Source organism: Pseudoxanthomonas mexicana (assembly GCF_010093385.1).
GTDB lineage: Bacteria > Pseudomonadota > Gammaproteobacteria > Xanthomonadales > Xanthomonadaceae > Pseudoxanthomonas_A > Pseudoxanthomonas_A mexicana.
In genome coordinates this window covers 1-15,755 of the sequence record NZ_PDWV01000012.1, presented here as the reverse complement: position 1 = coordinate 15,755, position 15,755 = coordinate 1, and the positions used below count along the sequence as shown (strand labels likewise).

17 protein-coding genes and 3 tRNA genes are annotated in these 15,755 nt (G+C 68.2%); 4 read left to right on the top strand and 16 right to left on the bottom strand.

All coding sequences use genetic code 11. From position 1 onward, the window contains the following. The 5 genes from moaD to CSC76_RS06350 are packed head-to-tail and all read right to left on the bottom strand — an operon-like array spanning nt 1 to nt 3,255. Nucleotides 1–246 (bottom strand): molybdopterin converting factor subunit 1, encoded by a 246-nt coding sequence (gene moaD / locus CSC76_RS06370; RefSeq protein WP_162109250.1) that lies wholly within the window; start codon nt 244–246, stop codon nt 1–3. After that, nucleotides 243–725, bottom strand: a complete 483-nt coding sequence (gene moaC / locus CSC76_RS06365) for a cyclic pyranopterin monophosphate synthase MoaC (protein WP_162109249.1) — start codon at nt 723–725, stop codon at nt 243–245. Before moaC ends, moaD begins: the two co-directional genes overlap by 4 nt. A gap of 16 nt (nt 726–741) precedes the next feature. Beyond that, a complete protein-coding gene (moaA, locus tag CSC76_RS06360) occupies nt 742–1,755 on the bottom strand; it encodes a GTP 3',8-cyclase MoaA (protein ID WP_162109248.1) in 1,014 nt (337 codons plus the stop codon). After that, nucleotides 1,752–2,504 carry an MBL fold metallo-hydrolase gene (locus tag CSC76_RS06355; RefSeq protein WP_162109247.1) on the bottom strand — a complete coding sequence of 251 codons (753 nt, stop codon included), beginning with the start codon at nt 2,502–2,504 and terminating at the stop codon, nt 1,752–1,754. Before CSC76_RS06355 ends, moaA begins: the two co-directional genes overlap by 4 nt. Nucleotide 2,505: 1 nt before the next feature. Continuing rightward, nucleotides 2,506–3,255, bottom strand: a complete 750-nt coding sequence (locus CSC76_RS06350; protein WP_162109246.1) for a 3-deoxy-D-manno-octulosonic acid kinase — start codon at nt 3,253–3,255, stop codon at nt 2,506–2,508. Nucleotides 3,256–3,274: 19 nt separating this feature from the next. Between CSC76_RS06350 and CSC76_RS06345 the strand changes: the two genes are divergently transcribed. Continuing rightward, nucleotides 3,275–4,321 carry a glycosyltransferase family 9 protein gene (locus CSC76_RS06345; RefSeq protein WP_202923494.1) on the top strand — a complete coding sequence of 349 codons (1,047 nt, stop codon included), beginning with the start codon at nt 3,275–3,277 and terminating at the stop codon, nt 4,319–4,321. A 12-nt stretch (nt 4,322–4,333) separates the two neighbouring features. Here CSC76_RS06345 and CSC76_RS06340 read toward each other — a convergent pair whose 3' ends face one another. Both CSC76_RS06340 and CSC76_RS06335 read right to left on the bottom strand, forming a co-directional pair. Then, nucleotides 4,334–4,741, bottom strand: a complete 408-nt coding sequence (locus tag CSC76_RS06340; RefSeq protein WP_162109245.1) for a DUF6165 family protein — start codon at nt 4,739–4,741, stop codon at nt 4,334–4,336. An 88-nt stretch (nt 4,742–4,829) separates the two neighbouring features. Next, nucleotides 4,830–4,920: transfer RNA gene (locus CSC76_RS06335), tRNA-Ser, on the bottom strand. Between the two features lie 225 nt (nt 4,921–5,145). Between CSC76_RS06335 and CSC76_RS06330 the strand changes: the two genes are divergently transcribed. Next, nucleotides 5,146–5,850 (top strand): PP2C family protein-serine/threonine phosphatase, encoded by a 705-nt coding sequence (locus CSC76_RS06330; protein WP_055942014.1) that lies wholly within the window; start codon nt 5,146–5,148, stop codon nt 5,848–5,850. A gap of 6 nt (nt 5,851–5,856) precedes the next feature. Here CSC76_RS06330 and dnaQ read toward each other — a convergent pair whose 3' ends face one another. The 4 genes from dnaQ to CSC76_RS06310 are packed head-to-tail and all read right to left on the bottom strand — an operon-like array spanning nt 5,857 to nt 8,273. Beyond that, nucleotides 5,857–6,585 (bottom strand): DNA polymerase III subunit epsilon, encoded by a 729-nt coding sequence (gene dnaQ / locus CSC76_RS06325; protein ID WP_162109244.1) that lies wholly within the window; start codon nt 6,583–6,585, stop codon nt 5,857–5,859. After that, on the bottom strand, nt 6,585–7,130 hold the full coding sequence (locus tag CSC76_RS06320; RefSeq protein WP_162109243.1) for a GNAT family N-acetyltransferase: 546 nt from the start codon (nt 7,128–7,130) through the stop codon (nt 6,585–6,587). Before CSC76_RS06320 ends, dnaQ begins: the two co-directional genes overlap by 1 nt. Nucleotides 7,131–7,141: 11 nt before the next feature. Continuing rightward, nucleotides 7,142–7,591, bottom strand: coding sequence for a ribonuclease HI (gene rnhA / locus CSC76_RS06315; protein WP_162109242.1), 450 nt, complete (start codon nt 7,589–7,591; stop codon nt 7,142–7,144). Nucleotides 7,592–7,610: 19 nt separating this feature from the next. Next, nucleotides 7,611–8,273, bottom strand: coding sequence for a methyltransferase domain-containing protein (locus CSC76_RS06310; RefSeq protein ID WP_162109241.1), 663 nt, complete (start codon nt 8,271–8,273; stop codon nt 7,611–7,613). Nucleotides 8,274–8,331: 58 nt separating this feature from the next. Between CSC76_RS06310 and gloB the strand changes: the two genes are divergently transcribed. Next, nucleotides 8,332–9,111, top strand: coding sequence for a hydroxyacylglutathione hydrolase (gloB, locus tag CSC76_RS06305; RefSeq protein ID WP_162109240.1), 780 nt, complete (start codon nt 8,332–8,334; stop codon nt 9,109–9,111). Nucleotides 9,112–9,125: 14 nt separating this feature from the next. Beyond that, complete coding sequence (locus CSC76_RS06300; RefSeq protein WP_425500844.1) at nt 9,126–10,280, top strand: lytic transglycosylase domain-containing protein; 1,155 nt, start codon at nt 9,126–9,128, stop codon at nt 10,278–10,280. Between the two features lie 81 nt (nt 10,281–10,361). Here the strand turns inward: CSC76_RS06300 and CSC76_RS06295 are convergent, their stop codons facing one another. The 5 genes from CSC76_RS06295 to lon form a co-directional block, all read right to left on the bottom strand. Next, nucleotides 10,362–12,338 (bottom strand): SurA N-terminal domain-containing protein, encoded by a 1,977-nt coding sequence (locus CSC76_RS06295; RefSeq protein ID WP_162109238.1) that lies wholly within the window; start codon nt 12,336–12,338, stop codon nt 10,362–10,364. A gap of 167 nt (nt 12,339–12,505) precedes the next feature. Further along, a tRNA-Asp gene (locus CSC76_RS06290) sits at nt 12,506–12,582 on the bottom strand. Nucleotides 12,583–12,665: 83 nt separating this feature from the next. Continuing rightward, a tRNA-Val gene (locus CSC76_RS06285) sits at nt 12,666–12,740 on the bottom strand. Nucleotides 12,741–12,774: 34 nt separating this feature from the next. Then, the gene (locus tag CSC76_RS06280) at nt 12,775–13,080 is read right to left on the bottom strand and encodes an HU family DNA-binding protein (protein WP_260619029.1); all 306 of its coding nucleotides are present in this window, start codon (nt 13,078–13,080) and stop codon (nt 12,775–12,777) included. A gap of 182 nt (nt 13,081–13,262) precedes the next feature. Next, the gene (gene lon / locus CSC76_RS06275; protein ID WP_162109237.1) at nt 13,263–15,725 is read right to left on the bottom strand and encodes an endopeptidase La; all 2,463 of its coding nucleotides are present in this window, start codon (nt 15,723–15,725) and stop codon (nt 13,263–13,265) included. Nucleotides 15,726–15,755: the final 30 nt, after the last annotated feature.

The window sequence follows — 15,755 nt, the reverse complement described above, 5'->3', positions numbered from 1 at the left end:
TCAGCCTCCGCTCACGGGCGGGATGAAGGCGACCTCGCTGCCAGCGCGCAGCGGTTCCTGCCAGCGCGCGAATTCGCCATCCACGGCGACGCGCAGGTGTTCGCGTGGCCAGGCGATGCCGTGGCGGGCCTGGATCTCCTCATAAAGCCCGGCCAGATCGGCCGCCTCGGTGCTGAGCGACTCACTGGGCACACCCGCGCGCTCGCGCAGGCTGGCGAAATACAGCAGGGTCAGGGTGACGCTCATGCTGCCCCCACATCGCGCTTGCCGCCGCGTTTGCCCACCAGCTTCGCCGGCCCCAGCACGATGGCGTGCGACAGCGCCTTGCACATGTCGTACACCGTCAACGCGGCCACGGTGGCCCCGGTCAACGCTTCCATCTCCACCCCGGTGCGGTGCACGGTGCGGACCTGGCATTCGATCAGCAGCGCACTCTCTCCGTCCCAGTCGATGGCCAACCGGCATCCATCGATGGGGAGTGGATGGCAGAACGGGATCAGTTCGTGCGTGCGCTTCACCGCCATCGTGCCGGCGATGATGGCGGTATCGACGATGCCGCCCTTCGCGCTGCGCAGGCCGTTTCGCTTCAGCTGTCGTGCGACGTCGGCGGGAAAGCGTACCCGGCAGGTCGCCCGGGCCTCCCGCGCGGTGACGGCCTTGCCGGAAACGTCGACCATCGCGGGTCGACCGGCAGCATCCAGATGGGTCAGTACGGTGCGGGGCATGCAGGTCCTGGGGGAATCAGCCGCCGATAAGATACATCTCGACACGGCGCCGGTCCCGCACTTCCGGCCGGCCGCGCAGCTCGCTGTAGCGGTCGCCGCGCGCCGACCACAGGCCGGCCACATGCGCGGCCAAGGCGTCTTCGCCCTGCGCCAGGACCGCGCGCAGGTCGGCGCCCGCGGCCGCAAACAGGCAGGTGAACAAGCGGCCATCCGCGGACACGCCCGCACGATGGCAGTCGCCGCAGAACGGCGTGCTGACGGAACTGACGAAACCGACTTCGCCCCCGCCGTCGTCGAATCCGTAACGCTCGGCCACCTCGCCCCGATAGTCCGCCTGCACGGGATGCAGCGGCCAGCGCGCGGCGATGCGGTCACGCAGCACCGACGACGGCACCATCCGTTCCAGTCGCCAGTCGTTGCTGTCGCCCACGTCCATGAACTCGATGAAACGCACGACATGCCCGGTGCCACGGAAGCGCTCCAGCAGCGGCACCACCTGGCCCTCGTTGACGCCGCGCTGCACGACGGCATTGATCTTCAAGCGCTTGAAGCCGGCCGCCACGGCGGCGTCGATGCCGGCCAGCACCTCGCCGACCTGACCGCGCCTTCCGGACATCTCGGCGAACACCTCCGGATCCAGCGCGTCCAGGCTGACGGTGATGCGCCGCAGGCCGGCGTCGTGCAGGGCCTGCGCCTGCTGGGCGAGCAGCACGCCGTTGGTGGTCAGGGCGATGTCCTCCAAACCCGGTATCACGGCCAACCGGCGCACCAGGTCAGGCAGGCGCTTGCGCAGCAGGGGCTCACCGCCCGTCAGCCGGAGCTTGCGCACGCCCAGTCGCACGAAGGCGCGCACCAGGGTCTCGATCTCGTCGAAGGACAGGCGCTGCGAAGCATCCGTGCCGTAGTCTTCGGGCACACGGTCCGCCGGCATGCAATAGCCGCAGCGGAAGTTGCAGGCGTCGATGACCGACAGGCGCAGGTCGTGCAGCGGACGTCCCAGCAGGTCGTACGGCAGGTGGCTGTCGCTCACGGCAGTTCGACCTGCCGGGGCGGCGACAGCGCCGCGCCCTCGCCGGGCGTCGCGACCCGATGCCCGCGCGCGCGCAGGGCTTCACCGTCCTCGGCACTGGCGTAGTGGTAAAGCACGCAGCGGGCCAGCAGCGCGGGCGGGTACTCGCGTTCGAGGTCGTCGATACCGCTGTGCGAGGGATTGCCGTGCAGCCCGCAGTCGTGCGCGATCAGTTCGCCGGCATCGGCATGGCGCGCCAGCATTTCCGGAATGGGCCGCGTATCGCCGGTCCAGACCACGCTGCCGCGCAGGCGCAGGCCGAACGCCGTCTCGGGCCAGTGATGCCGCACCGGGAAGACCTCCAGCCGCTGACCGTCGTGCCAGAAGGCCTCGCCCACCGGCACCAGCTGGAACGCATCCCAGAAGTTCGCGCCACCCTCGGCCAGTACGTTCGGATAGCTGGCGATACGCTGGTGCAGCAGCGGTACCAGCGGCGCCGGCACGTACAGGCGCACCTGGCCGCGCCGCGCAGGATCGAAATAGCTGGCCACGAACAGCCGTTCCATCCCCGCCACGTGGTCCAGGTGCAGGTGGGTGATGAAGACCGCCCGCGGCATGTCGCCGTAGCGTGCCTGGAAGGCGGTCAGGCCTTCGCCCCCGCAATCGATGGTCAACCATGGCGCGCCCTCGCGTTCGAGCGTGGCCATCGCCGAGCCCAGCTCGACCGCGCTGGCGTTACCGACGCCGTGGAAGCGCAGCACCCACTCCACCTCAGTACCCCCGCGACCAGGCGTGGTCGTAGGCGCGCCGCAGATGAGCGAAGGCGAGACCCACGTCGTCCGCGCTGCGCTCGCCCCGCAGCTTCAGCAGCGAGCGCCTCAAGCGCGCGAGGTTCTGTTCGCGCCAGGCGGTGGCGGGGATACGCAGGCGTCCGCGATCGAAGTCGATCAGCCAACCGTGGCCATCCCCGTCGAACAGGATGTTGTGGGCATTGAGGTCCGCATGGTCCAGGCCGGCGCGGTGGAAACGCGCCACCAGGCGGCCCGTGCTTTCCCACGGCGCCTGCCCTTCCGTCTTCGCGGCAAGGTCGGCGAGCGTGCGCACGTCCATCAACCGTTCCAGCAGGATGGAGGCGCGGTAGAACATGCCGTCGCGCACGTAGCTCGCTGCGACCGGGCGCGGCACGGGCAATCCACGCGCCAACAGGGCACGGGTGAGACGGAATTCGGCGAAACTGCGCGTCTTGTCGGGCCCATGCCACAGGTAGCGGTCGCGGCTGAATCGCGCCGCCAGGCCCCCGCGCCGGTAGTGCCGCAAGACGCACTGGCTGGAAGGGGCATCGATGAACCAGGCGCCGCCGCGGCCCCCGCTGTCGACCGGCCGGGCGCGTTCACCCCACTTTTCCGGCGAGAACCAGTCCGGGCTGGCTTGCCGCAGGTGTTTGCGGTCGAACAGAATCGCACCGTATCCGCGGCCTTCGCGGAACGGCGTCAGGGATTCCGAGGCGTCAAAACCGACCATCCAGCGAGTCTAACAACACTTGTCCACGATTCCCCAATCGCTCTGCCTGCTCCGCCTGTCCGCGTTGGGCGACGTCACCCATGTGGTCCCGCTGGTGCGCACGCTGCAGCGCCACTGGCCCCAGGCGCGCCTGCACTGGGTGATCGACAAGGGAGGCTTCAAGCTGCTGGAGGGCCTGGAAGGCGTCACCTTCCACACCTACGACAAGAAGACGGGCCTGGCGGGCATGCGGGCGTTGCGGGCGGAACTGCTGGCCGAAGGTTTCGATGCGCTGCTGCAGATGCAGGTGGCCCTGCGCGCCAACCTGCTGTCGGCCTTCATCCGCGCGCGCAGGCGCATCGGCTACGACCGCAGCCGCTCCAAGGACCTGCACGGCCTGGTCATCAATGAGCGGATCCCGGACCGTCCCGGCATCCACGTGCTGGATGCCATCGGCAGCTTCTGCGAACCGCTGGGCCTGAAACAGACCGGCGTCACCTGGGACCTGCCCGTCCCCGCCGACGCGCATGCCTGGGCCCGCGCGCAGTGGCCCACGGACGCGATGCGCACGCTGGTCATTTCGCCGTGCTCCAGCCACGAACGCCGCAACTGGTACGCCGACCGCTACGCGGCGGTGGCCGACCATGCCGCCGCCCAGGGATGGCGCATCGTGCTCTGCGGCGGACGCAGCGACCTGGAACGCCGGACTGCGGATGCCATCATCGGCGCCATGCGGGCGCCCGCGCTGGACCTGGTGGGCAAGGACACCCTGAAGCAGTTGCCGGCCCTGCTGGCGCGCGCGGACCTGGTGATGACGCCCGACCCCGGCCCCATGCACATCGCCAATGCGATGGGAACCGCCGTGCTTGGCCTGCATGCCGCCAGCAACCCGCTCCGCAGCGGCCCGTACTCCAGCGTGCGCTACTGCGTGGACCGCTACGACGATGCCGCGCGCCGCTACAGGGGCAAGCCGGCGTCGGAGCTGAAATGGGGCGCCAAGATCGAACACGATGGCGTGATGGCACTGATCACCGTGGACGACGCCATCGCCGCGTTCGAACGCCGCCGCGCCGACCTGGCGGCGTGAGCGGATCCGCGCTCAGGGCGTGCCGGCCACCCGGTAGTCCTGGTAGGACTTCTCTTCGACGTAGCTCGAGCCCAGGGCCAGGTTGATGGCCTTCTTGATCCGCGCGCGTTCGTCGTTCTCGATGTAGACGCTGCGTGCCAGGCGGACGAAGTCGTCGTCGAACGCCTGCGCTTTCTCCTTCAGCCGCACGTCGTCCTCGATCACCCATAGCCGTTCGTTGACGGCCTTCAGCCTGGCGCGGAGTTCGGCGATGTCGTGTCCGGCGACGGGATGCGCCAGCCCGGTCTTTTCCAGCGCGGCCAGTTCATCGCGCACATGGGCCAGTTTGGCCGGATCGCTCATGCGTTCGGACTTGATCTGCAGGATCGCGATCTTGTCCAGCAGTTCGCCGAAGGACACGGGGACGAGGATCTCGGACATGGGGGACTTCCGCGGCTGGGGAGGACATTCTAGGCGCCGGCGCGCGCCCCGGAACGCGAAAGCCCCCTTGCGGGGGCTTTCTTGAAACTGGCGGAGAGGGAGGGATTCGAACCCTCGATACGCTATTAACGTATGCCTGATTTCGAGTCAGGTACATTCAACCACTCTGCCACCTCTCCGGTGGCCCGGCGCTTGCCGGGGCGTGAATGATACGTGGCAGGCCGCGTCCGGACAAGCCGACACCATGCCCACCGGCGCGTCCGCCGTCTCGGTGCCTCACTTCGCCTGCACGTGAATGAACTCCGGCCACGCCCCACGGCACGCCCGCCTTGCCCGATGTCCTGTCCACCCGGATCATTGCGTATGACGGGATAGGCGACCGCCGTCCGCACAGACAGGGCACCATGATCGAATTCGGCCACATTTCGCACGTGGGACTCCGGCGCGAGCTGAACGAGGACACGTACTACGGCGACAGCGAGCTGGGCCTGTGGCTGGTGGCCGACGGCATGGGCGGGCATGCCTGTGGCGAAGTGGCCAGCGCACTGGCACGCGAGACCATCGTGCGCGAGATCCGCGACGGCACGCCGCTGGCGCAGGCCATCCGGATCGCCGACGAAGAGATCATCCGTACCTCCCGCCGCCGCAACGACACCCTGCCCATGGGCACCACGGTGGTGGCCGCGCGCATCCAGGGCAACCGCTTCGAGGTGGCCTGGGTGGGCGACAGCCGCGCCTATCTGTGGCGCGAGGGCCAACTGGCGCAGTTGAGCCAGGACCACAGCTACGTGCAGGAACTGATCGCGCAGGGCGCGCTGACCAGCGAGCAGGCGCGCACGCATCCGCACCGCAACGTCGTCACCCAGGCGCTCGGCGTCACCGACCCGAACCACCTCAACGTAGAGACGATGACGGGCGAACTCCGCCCCGGCATGCAGCTGCTGTTGTGCAGCGACGGCCTGACCGAGGAAGTCGACGACCCCAGCATCGCCGCCACCCTGAAGCACGACGACTGCAGTGCGCAGGAATGCGTCGATACCCTGATCGCCGCCGCGCTGGACGGCGGCGGTTCGGACAACGTCACCGCCATCCTCGTGCGCTGCCACTGATCCGTTTCAGCCGGCTTCGAGCGCCGGCGGGTCCCACAGGCAGCGCCCCCCCGCCTTCTTGCGCAGGGTCGCCAGGCGCGCCTCGTGCGCGGCCAGTTCGTCCGCCGACACGGTCACGCGCGGACGGGCGCCCGCAACCGCGGGATCGAAATGGCGGACCACCGCCACCGCGGCGCCCGGTGCCGCCTCATCGGCGCCACCGAAGCCGATCTCACGCTGTCCCGCCGTCAGGTTCAGGTAGACATCGCACAGCAACTGGGCATCGAGCAGCGCGCCGTGCAGCTGCCGGTGCGTGTTGTCCACACCCAACCGCTTGCACAGCGCGTCCAGCGAATTGCGCTGCCCCGGGAACCGCTGCCGGGCCAGCAGCAGCGAATCCTCGACCGTCACGCGGTCGCCCAGGCGACCGTAGGCCTCCCCCAACAGCGACAGCTCGTAGTCCAGGAACCCCACGTCGAAGGCGGCGTTGTGGATCACCAGCTCGGCACCGTCGATGAAGGCCAGGAACTCGTCGGCGATCGCCGCGAACACGGGCTTGTCCGACAGGAACTCCAGGCTGAGGCCCGTGACCTCGGCCGCCCCCTGCTCGAACTCGCGCTGCGGATTGATGTACTGGTGGTAGGTCCGCCCGGTCGGCCGGCGCTCGATCAGCTCCACGCAGCCGATTTCGACCACGCGGTTGCCCTTCTTCCACTCCAGGCCGGTGGTTTCGGTGTCGAGGACGATCTGGCGCATCAGAGGGAGGCTTCCTTGGTCAGGGACAGGTGGAACAGGTCGAGCGAATGCTCGATGTGCGGCAACACGATCATTCTGTCGAATTCGAATCCCAGCTTCTGCAACAAGCCGATCGACGCGACGTTGTCGGGATTGACGATGGCTTGCAGGCGGCCAAGCCACAGCCGCGTGGCGGCGTCGGCAATAACCGCCTGCGCGGCCTCGTGGGCAAAGCCCTCACCCGTGTGCATGGGCAACAGTGCGTAGCCCAGATCGGGGCCGTCCAGCCCCTCGCGTCGGACCAGGCCGCAGTTGCCGATCAGCGCACCGGTGTCCTTGCGCCGTACCGCGTACATGCCGAAGCCATGCTCCGCATAGCTCCGCAGCGCGCCGTCACGCAGGTAGGCACGCGCCTGGTCCAGCGTGCGCACGCCGCGGTCGGCGATATGGCGGATGAAGTCCGGGTCGTTGAGCAGCGCGAGCATCAGCGCCGCGTCATCGTCATTGCGATCGGACATGGCATGCAGGCACAGGCGCGGCGTCTCGGCGACGATCTGACCAGGCATGACCGCTATCGTCATACCACCGCCCCGTTGCGGAACCGCACCGCCGCGTTGCGCGCCAGCACGTCGACGCGCTCGTTGTCCGGATCGCCGTTGTGGCCCTTGACCCACTTCCATTCGATCGTGTGCCGGCCGGTGGCGGCATGCAGACGCTCCCACAGGTCGCGGTTCTTGACCGGGTCGCCGCCGGCCGTCCTCCAGCCGCGTCGTACCCAGCCCGGCATCCATTCGGTGATGCCCTGGCGCACGTACTGCGAATCGATGTGCAACGTCACCCGGCAGCCCTCCGTCAGCACTTCCAGCGCGGCGATGGCCGCCATCAGCTCCATGCGGTTGTTGGTGGTCTGCGCCTCGCCCCCGACCAGCTCACGCTCCTTCTCCCCGTACCGCAGGAGTGCGGCCCAGCCGCCGGGGCCGGGATTCCCCAGGCAAGAGCCATCGGTGTGGATGCTGACGTGCTTCATGTGTCCTCGTGGAAGAAAGTCAGGCCGCCGGAGCGGCGCGCCAGGCACGCGCCACCGGAGCCGGGGGAATCAGGCCCGCCACGCGCTTTTCCGCGCCGAGCAGGCGGGCCGCACGCAGAGGTGCAGGGCCGTGGCCGGGAGCGTCGGGGACACCCCGCCAGACGGGGCCGTAGTGCAGGACGTGTTCGGCCGTCGTGAGGCCCGCCGCGGCCAGCTGAAGCTGCCACTGGCCCAAGGCCCGGGCGGTCAGGCCGGTGCCGCGCCAGCGCAGTCGATACGGGCTCCAGGGGTTCAGCACGAACAGCCACAGCCGTCCGCCGGGCTCGAGGACGCGCGCGCATTCCTGCAGCAGCGGTTGCGGGTAGCCCGCATCCAGCACGTGCTGCAGCACGATCACGGCGACCGCCTCGGTGGGAAGCGGCAGCGGCAGGCCGCAACGCACCTGTCCGGTCAGTCGCTGGGCACCGGACCGGGCATGCAGCCGCAGGCCACGCATGCGGGGGATGTCCCCGGCAGGCACAGGCTCCACGCCGTCCGGCGAAACCCAGAGCCATGGCCCCGGGGTCCTGCTGGTGAGCGCCTGGCTGACCCGGGCCTGTTCCGAGGCCAGGACCGCCCCCCCGCGGCCCGTCCCGAACCACGCCAGGGCATCGGGTTGACGGGTAAACGCGAAGGCAGGCATGTTCGGATTGTAGAGGACGCCGCCCCCGGGCGTCCGTCCCGTCCGGAGTCCGCCCCCGATGCGCCTGCTCGCCCTGCCCGCCTTCGAGGACAACTACATCTGGGCATTGGTCGACGACGAAGGCGATGCGCTGGTGATCGATCCCGGCGATGCCGCGCCCGTGCTCGCCGCCACCGGCAACGGTCTGTGGCCTGCCGCCGTCCTGGTCACGCACCACCACCCCGACCACGCCGGCGGCATCGCCGCCCTGCGTGCGCGCTGGCCGACGCTGCCGGTATTCGCCCCGCGCGACGATCGCATTCCCGAAGCATCGGACCGCGTTGGCGAAGGCGATGTGGTGCAGGTGAAACACTGGCGCCTGTCCGTGCTGGAGGTGCCGGGGCACACGCGCAGCCATATCGCCTTCCACGGAGGCAGCCCCGGCACCGCTCCGCATCTCTTCTGCGGGGACACCTTGTTCAGCCTCGGCTGTGGCCGCCTGTTCGAAGGTACGCCCGCGCAGATGCTCGCCTCGCTCGACCGGCTGGCGGCGCTGCCGCCCGCGTCGCTGGTCTGTTCCGGTCACGAATACACCCTGTCCAATGCCGCCTTCGCCACCACCGTGGATCCGCACAACCCGGCCCTGCGCCGACGCATCGAGGACGCCCGCACCATGCGCCAGACCGGCCGACCCACCCTCCCCGTGACGCTGGCCGGCGAGGCGACGACCAACCCCTTCCTGCGGGTGGACGAGGACGCCCTCATCACCGCGGTCACCCATCGCCTGGGACGTGCGCCGGCCGATCGGGTGGAGACGTTCGCTACGCTGCGGCAGTGGAAGAACGATTTCCGCGCATGAACGGCCGCCACGCGCTGCGTCTTGCCCTGCTGGCATCGACTTGGAGCTTGTCGGCGTCCGCCGCCCTGGCGGAGCCACCCGGGTCGGCGGAGGCACCATTGGAGGCTTCCGTCGCCGCGCCCGATGCCGCTGGCATTACCCCCAGTCACCAACGCAGCGGCCTGGACATCTACCAGCGCTTCCGCGAGGGCCTGGCCGACCCCGAATGCGACAGCCAGGCGACGAGCGGGCGCTGGAAGAAGCACTTCGGCCACGCGCCCGGGCAGCTGGCACGGGCAGAGGACGACGTGTTGCCCCTGTTCGGCTACGTGGTGGACGCCCTGCGCGAGGCGCAACTGCCCACGGAATTCGCACTGATCCCGTTCGTGGAGAGCGGCTACAAACCCGGCGCGCGCAATCCCAATGGGCCGGCCGGCCTGTGGCAGTTCATCGGCATCACCGCACGCAACCATGGCGTGCCGATGCGCGCCGGTTACGACGGCCGGCTCTCACCGGTGGACTCCACCCAGGCCGCGGTGCGGTACCTGAAAACGCTGCACGGCATGTTCGGCGGCGACTGGCGGCTGGCCGTCATGGCCTACAACGCCGGCGAGTACCGGGTACTGCAATCGATGCGCCGCGCCGGCATGAATGCGCGCAATGCCCGGCCGGCGGAACTGCCCGGGCTGTCCGGCATCACCTACGCCTACGTGGAAAAGCTGCATGCGCTCGCCTGCATCTTCCAGCAGGCCGACGACCGCGACGCGTGGCTCAGAGAGCTCGATCGTCCGGTGCCACGGCTGGCGGCGCACGAACTGCCCGGCGATGCGACCCTCGCGTCCTGGGCCCGCGACCGGCAACAGTCCGCCGCACTGCTCGCACGACTCAATCCGGCGCTGGCAGGCCGTTTCACCCGCGGCAGCAAACCGCTGCGCCTGCTTGCGCCGACGGGTACCGGCACGGAGCCGGCCCCGCAAGGGAGCATCGCGGCACTCGATGCCGCCTCCGATTTCGCCCCTCCGTCCACCACCCCGGCGCGCACGCACACCGTCCAGCGCGGCGAATCCGCCTGGAGCATCGGCCGCCGTTACGGCATTGCGCCGGCACGGCTGCTGCGACTCAATGGCCTGAAGACCGATGCCGTCCTTCGCCCGGGCATGGTGCTGAAGCTGGACGACGCGGCCGGTTGAACTCCACGCGCCGGCATTTCCGACGCAGAAAAGGAAATCCCGCCTTGCGGCGGGATTTCGGTCAGACGCGAAGGCGGCGCCTCAGAGGCGCTCTTCGAACACCTTGACCTTGAAACGCTTGCGCAGCGCATCGACGTAGGCCTGCGTCGCGATGCCGCCGTTGAGCTGGGCCATCTGCTGACGCATGCCCTCGCGCTCTTCGGCCGGCATCTGCGCGATATCACCCTCGGTCACCTTGTCGACGGTGAACACGGCATAGGCGCCGTTGCCCAGCGCGACCTTGCCGGCGGTGATCTTGCCCTGCGCAGGGCGCCCGGCAGCGAAGATCGCCTCGTTGGCTTCAGCGGTCGGCATGGGCATGCCACGGCGCAGCCCCGGCAGTGCGTTGTAGCGCAGGCCTTCGGCGGCGGCGATGGTCGCCAGCGACTCGCCCTTCTGCAGGCGTGCGACCAACGCGTCCGCCGCGGCCTGGGCCGCCTTCTCGCGCCGGGCGGCGCGGATGGCCAGCACCACCGCATCGCGCGCCTTGTCCAACGGCAGCGACTGTTCCGGCGTGTGCTGGGTCACGCGGATGACCACGCTGTGGTTGGGCGCGATCTCGATCGGATCGCTGATGGTGCCGTCCTGCACCAGCGTGTCGGAGAAGGCGGCACGCAGCACCGCCGGCACGGTCGCGATGCCCTGCGGATCGTTGCGCGAGAACGGACCGACCTTCTGCAGCGGCAGGCCGGTGGCCTGGGCGGCCGGAGCCAGCGCGGTCGGATTCTTCAGCGTCTCGTTGACCACGCGGCCTGCGAGGTCGTTGAACGCGCGCTCGCGCTCGGCATTGGTCTCTTCTGCCGCCAGTTCGTCGCGCACTTCCTCGAAACTGCGGCCGGTGCCGCCGGTGACCTGCTTCAGCTGCAGGACGTGGTAGCCGAAATCGCTCTTCACCGGCCCACGGATCTCGCCCACCTGCATGGCAAAGGCGGCATCCTCGAACGGTTTGACCATCGACCCGTCCTTCGCGAACGGCGGCAGCTCGCCGCCCTGGTCCTTGGAGCCCGGATCTTCGGAATTGGCGCGCGCCAGCGCAGCGAAGTCGGCGCCTTCACGCGCCTGCTTGGCCAGCGCCGCCGCCTTGTCCTCGGCCTTCTTAAGCGTGGCGGCATCGGCACCCGCATCCGCCGCGATCAGGATGTGGGCCACCACGCGCTGCTCCGGCGAGACGAAGCGCGATTTCTCCGCCTCGTAGCGCTTGCGCAGCGCGGCCTCGTCGGCCGTTGCGGTGACGGGCAACGTGGCGCCGTTGATCTCCAGATACTCCAGCGACACCTGCTCGGCCTGCTTGAAGTCGTCCTTGTGGCCGTCGTACCAGGCCTTGATCTCGGCATCGGTGACCGGCGCGGCGTCTTCGGCGACCGGCGGCAGCAGGGCGATACCGATGTCGCGGGTTTCGCCCAGCACCTTCCACATGCGGGCCTGTTCGCCCTCGGTGACGAAGTCCGACTCACTGATGGCCTGCGGCACCAGCATCATGCGCAGGCGATCGCGCTGCTGCTCCTGGAACTGCAGCGGCGAGATCGCCGGCACCTGCGAGGACAGCAGCATCTGGTACTGCTCGGGGCTGAACTTGCCGTCCACCTGGAAGGCGGGTTCGCTCATGATCATCTTCTGCACGGCCGCATCGCCAACGACGATGCCCGCACGCTGGGCACCCAGCGCCAACACCTTCTGGTCGATCAGCTGTTCCAGCACCTTGCGCTTGTTGTCGGCGCTCTCGAACTCGCGCGGATCGAATGCATCGCCCAGCGCCTGGCGCTGCTGCTGCCGCGCCTGCTCGAATGCCGTGCGGAACTCGTCCAGGGTGACTTCCTCGCGCTGCCACAGCGTAGACACCGGCCACCACTGCGGCGCGGACTCCCACCAGGTGGGCGGCGCCTCGACCAGGGCCACGTCGCTTGCCGTGCCGCCGGTCATGTATTCGTTCACGCCGACGAAGGCGAACGGAATGATCAGCAGACCCAGGATCAGGCTGGCGATCCAGCCGGAAGTTTTGTCGCGGAGTTTCTGCAGCATGTGAGCACGGGACCCGGATTCGTTCAGCCGCGCAGTTTAGCGTGCCGGCGCGGCGGCGTCTCGCCGCCCGGCGGGCACGCTGCGGTGCGCAGGCAGAACCGCAACGACGTGTCCGATCCGCAGTCAGACAGCAAAAAGCCCGCTTTCGCGGGCTTTTTGGGATCAAGTGGCGGAGTGGACGGGACTCGAACCCGCGACCTCCGGCGTGACAGGCCAGCATTCTAACCGACTGAACTACCACTCCGCGTTGAGACGAACATTGTAAGACGATTTAAGCGCTTTGCGCCAGCCCATCCGACAATTTTTTTACCTTGCATCGCCCCGATGTGGTGGGTGCTGAGGGTTTCGAACCCCCGACCCTCTCCGTGTAAGGGAGACGCTCTACCGCTGAGCTAAGCACCCGGGTGCAAGCACCCTGCCATCGGCAGCGAGTCAATTAGTTTACGGCATCCTTCAGGGCTTTGCCAGCCTTGAACGCGGGGTTCTTAGACGCCTTGATCTTGATCGTGTCGCCGGTCTTCGGGTTGCGGCCGGTACGCGCCGCGCGCTTGCGGACCTGGAAGGTGCCGAAGCCGACCAGCGTCACGCTGTCGCCCTTCTTGAGAGCCTTGGTGATGCTGGAGATGACGGCGTCGACAGCACGGCCGGCTTCCGCCTTGGACACTTCGGCTTCGTCGGCGACGGCATCGATCAATTCGGTTTTGTTCATTGAGTAACTCCCTTTGCGGTAAACCCGCGGAATGAGTAGCCGGCACCTCGGGCAAGGGTTGCCTTGCGGGTCCGACCGTTTGTCTCCGCGCGCAACAAGGCCTTACCCCGCGCGCGCAGGTGACTCGTTATACCAGTGCGAAAAATGCCACGCAACCCGAAAACCCAGCAATGACGCGGGTTTCCGGGCGATTGCAGGGTCAATCCATTCCTTCGTCAATGCTTTACGCCAAGCGGCTGCGTCACCTTGTCGCCATCCTTTTCGGCGGTCGGCACGGCGCGCTGTCCACCGCCACCGCCATCGGCCGGCACGGGTGCCAAGGGTCGCTCGAGCGCTAGGTCCAGCACTTCGTCGATCCATTTCACCGGCACGATCTTCAGCCCCTCGGGGACGTTGGCGGGAATGTCGGCCAGATCCTTCTTGTTCTCTTCCGGAATGATCACGGTGGTGATGCCGCCGCGCAGCGCGGCCAGCAGCTTCTCCTTCAGGCCGCCGATGGCGGTGACGCGTCCTCGCAGCGGGATCTCGCCGGTCATGGCGACGTCGGCGCGCACCGGATTCTTCGTCAGCGCCGACACCAGCGCGGTGGCCATGGCGATACCGGCGCTGGGGCCGTCCTTCGGCGTGGCACCGTCGGGCACGTGCAGGTGCACATCGTGCTTCTGCAGGAATTCGGCGTCGACGCCCAGGCTGGTGGCGCGGGCACGCACCACCGACAGGGCGGCCGAGCCGGACTCCTTCATCACGTCGCCCAACTGCCCGGTCAGCAGCATGCCACCCTTGCCGGGCACCAGCGCCACCTCGATCTGAAGCAGGTCGCCGCCGACTTCGGTCCACGCCAGCCCGGTGACCAGGCCGACCTCGTTCTGCTCCGCGGCACGCCCGAAGTCGTAGCGGCGCACGCCGGCGTACTTCTCCAGGTTCTTGGAGGTGACCTGCATCGCGGCGGCCTTCGCGGCCTTCTTCCTGGCCAGCGCCTTGGCGCCGCCCAGTGCGATCTCCTTCACCACCTTGCGGCAGATCTTGGCGACTTCGCGTTCGAGGTTGCGCACGCCGGATTCGCGCGTGTAATAGCGCACCAGGTCGCGGATCGCGCTCTCGGCAATCTTGAGTTCGTCCGCCCTCAGGCCGTTGGCCTTCAGCTGCTTGGGCACCAGGTAGCGCTGCGCGATGTTGACCTTCTCGTCCTCGGTGTACCCAGGAATGCGGATGACCTCCATGCGATCCAGCAGCGGACCCGGGATGTTCAGCGAGTTCGAGGTGGCGACGAACATCACTTCGGACAGGTCCAGGTCCACTTCGAGGTAGTGGTCGTTGAAGGCGCTGTTCTGCTCGGGGTCCAGCACTTCCAGCAATGCCGACGAGGGATCGCCGCGGAAGTCCATCGACATCTTGTCGATCTCGTCCAGCACGAACAGCGGGTTCTTGCTGCCGGTCTTGTTGAGGTTCTGCACGATGCGGCCCGGCATCGAACCCACATAGGTACGACGATGGCCGCGGATCTCCGCCTCGTCGCGCCCGCCGCCCAGCGACATGCGCACGAACTTGCGGTTGGTCGCCTTGGCGATGCTCTGCCCCAGCGAGGTCTTGCCCACGCCCGGCGGACCGACCAGGCACAGGATGGGACCGCGCAGCTTCTTCACCCGCGACTGCACCGCGAGGTACTCGAGGATGCGCTCCTTGACCTTGTCCAGCCCGTAATGGTCGGCATCCAGCGTGTCCTGGGCGACCTTGAGGTCCTTGCGCACCTTGGTGCGCTTGTTCCACGGCACGCCCAGCAGCCAGTCCAGGTAGTTGCGCACCACGGCCGCCTCGGCCGACATGGGCGACATCTGCTTGAGCTTGTTCAGTTCATTGCGCGCCTTCGTCTCCACGGGCTTGGGCATGCCGGCGGCGGCGATCTTGCGCGCGAGTTCCTCCAGTTCGTTGGGCGCCTCGTCCAGCTCGCCCAGCTCTTTCTGGATGGCCTTCATCTGCTCGTTGAGGTAGTACTCGCGCTGGCTCTTCTCCATCTGCGACTTCACGCGGCCGCGGATGCGCTTCTCCAGCTGCTGCACGTCGATCTCGCCGTCGACGAAGCCGACCAGCAGTTCCAGTCGTTCGCCGACCTCGATGGTCTCCAGCAGGCGCTGCTTGTCGCTCAGACGCACGCCGAGGTGCGCGGCGATGGTGTCGGCCAACCGGCTGGGCTCGTCGATGCCGGCCAGCGTCTGCAGCAGTTCCGGCGGCAGCTTGCGGTTGGTCTTCACGTACTGTTCGAACAGGCCCATCAGTGAGCGCGCCACCGCTTCGATTTCCCGGGGCTCACGGGCGTCGGTGGAATCGATCTCTTCGCCCTGTCCGTACAACGAACCGTCGCGTTCCACCACGTTGGACACGCCGATGCGTGCCGTGCCCTCCACCAGCACCTTGATGGTGCCATCGGGAAGCTTGAGCAGTTGCAGCACCTGCGCCAGCGTGCCGACCGTGTACAGATCGGCGGCGGCCGGGTCGTCGGTCTCGGCGGACTTCTGTGCCAGCAGGATGATGCGCTTGTCGGCTTCCATCGCCTGTTCGAGCGCACGCATGGATTTGTCCCGGCCGACGAACAGCGGGATGACCATGTGCGGGAACACCACCACGTCGCGTAGCGGCAGGACCGGCAGGTCGAGGGTTTCAGTCTGGGAACGGCGGGGCATGGGGGGCTCCAGCAGAGTGCGGAATCAGGG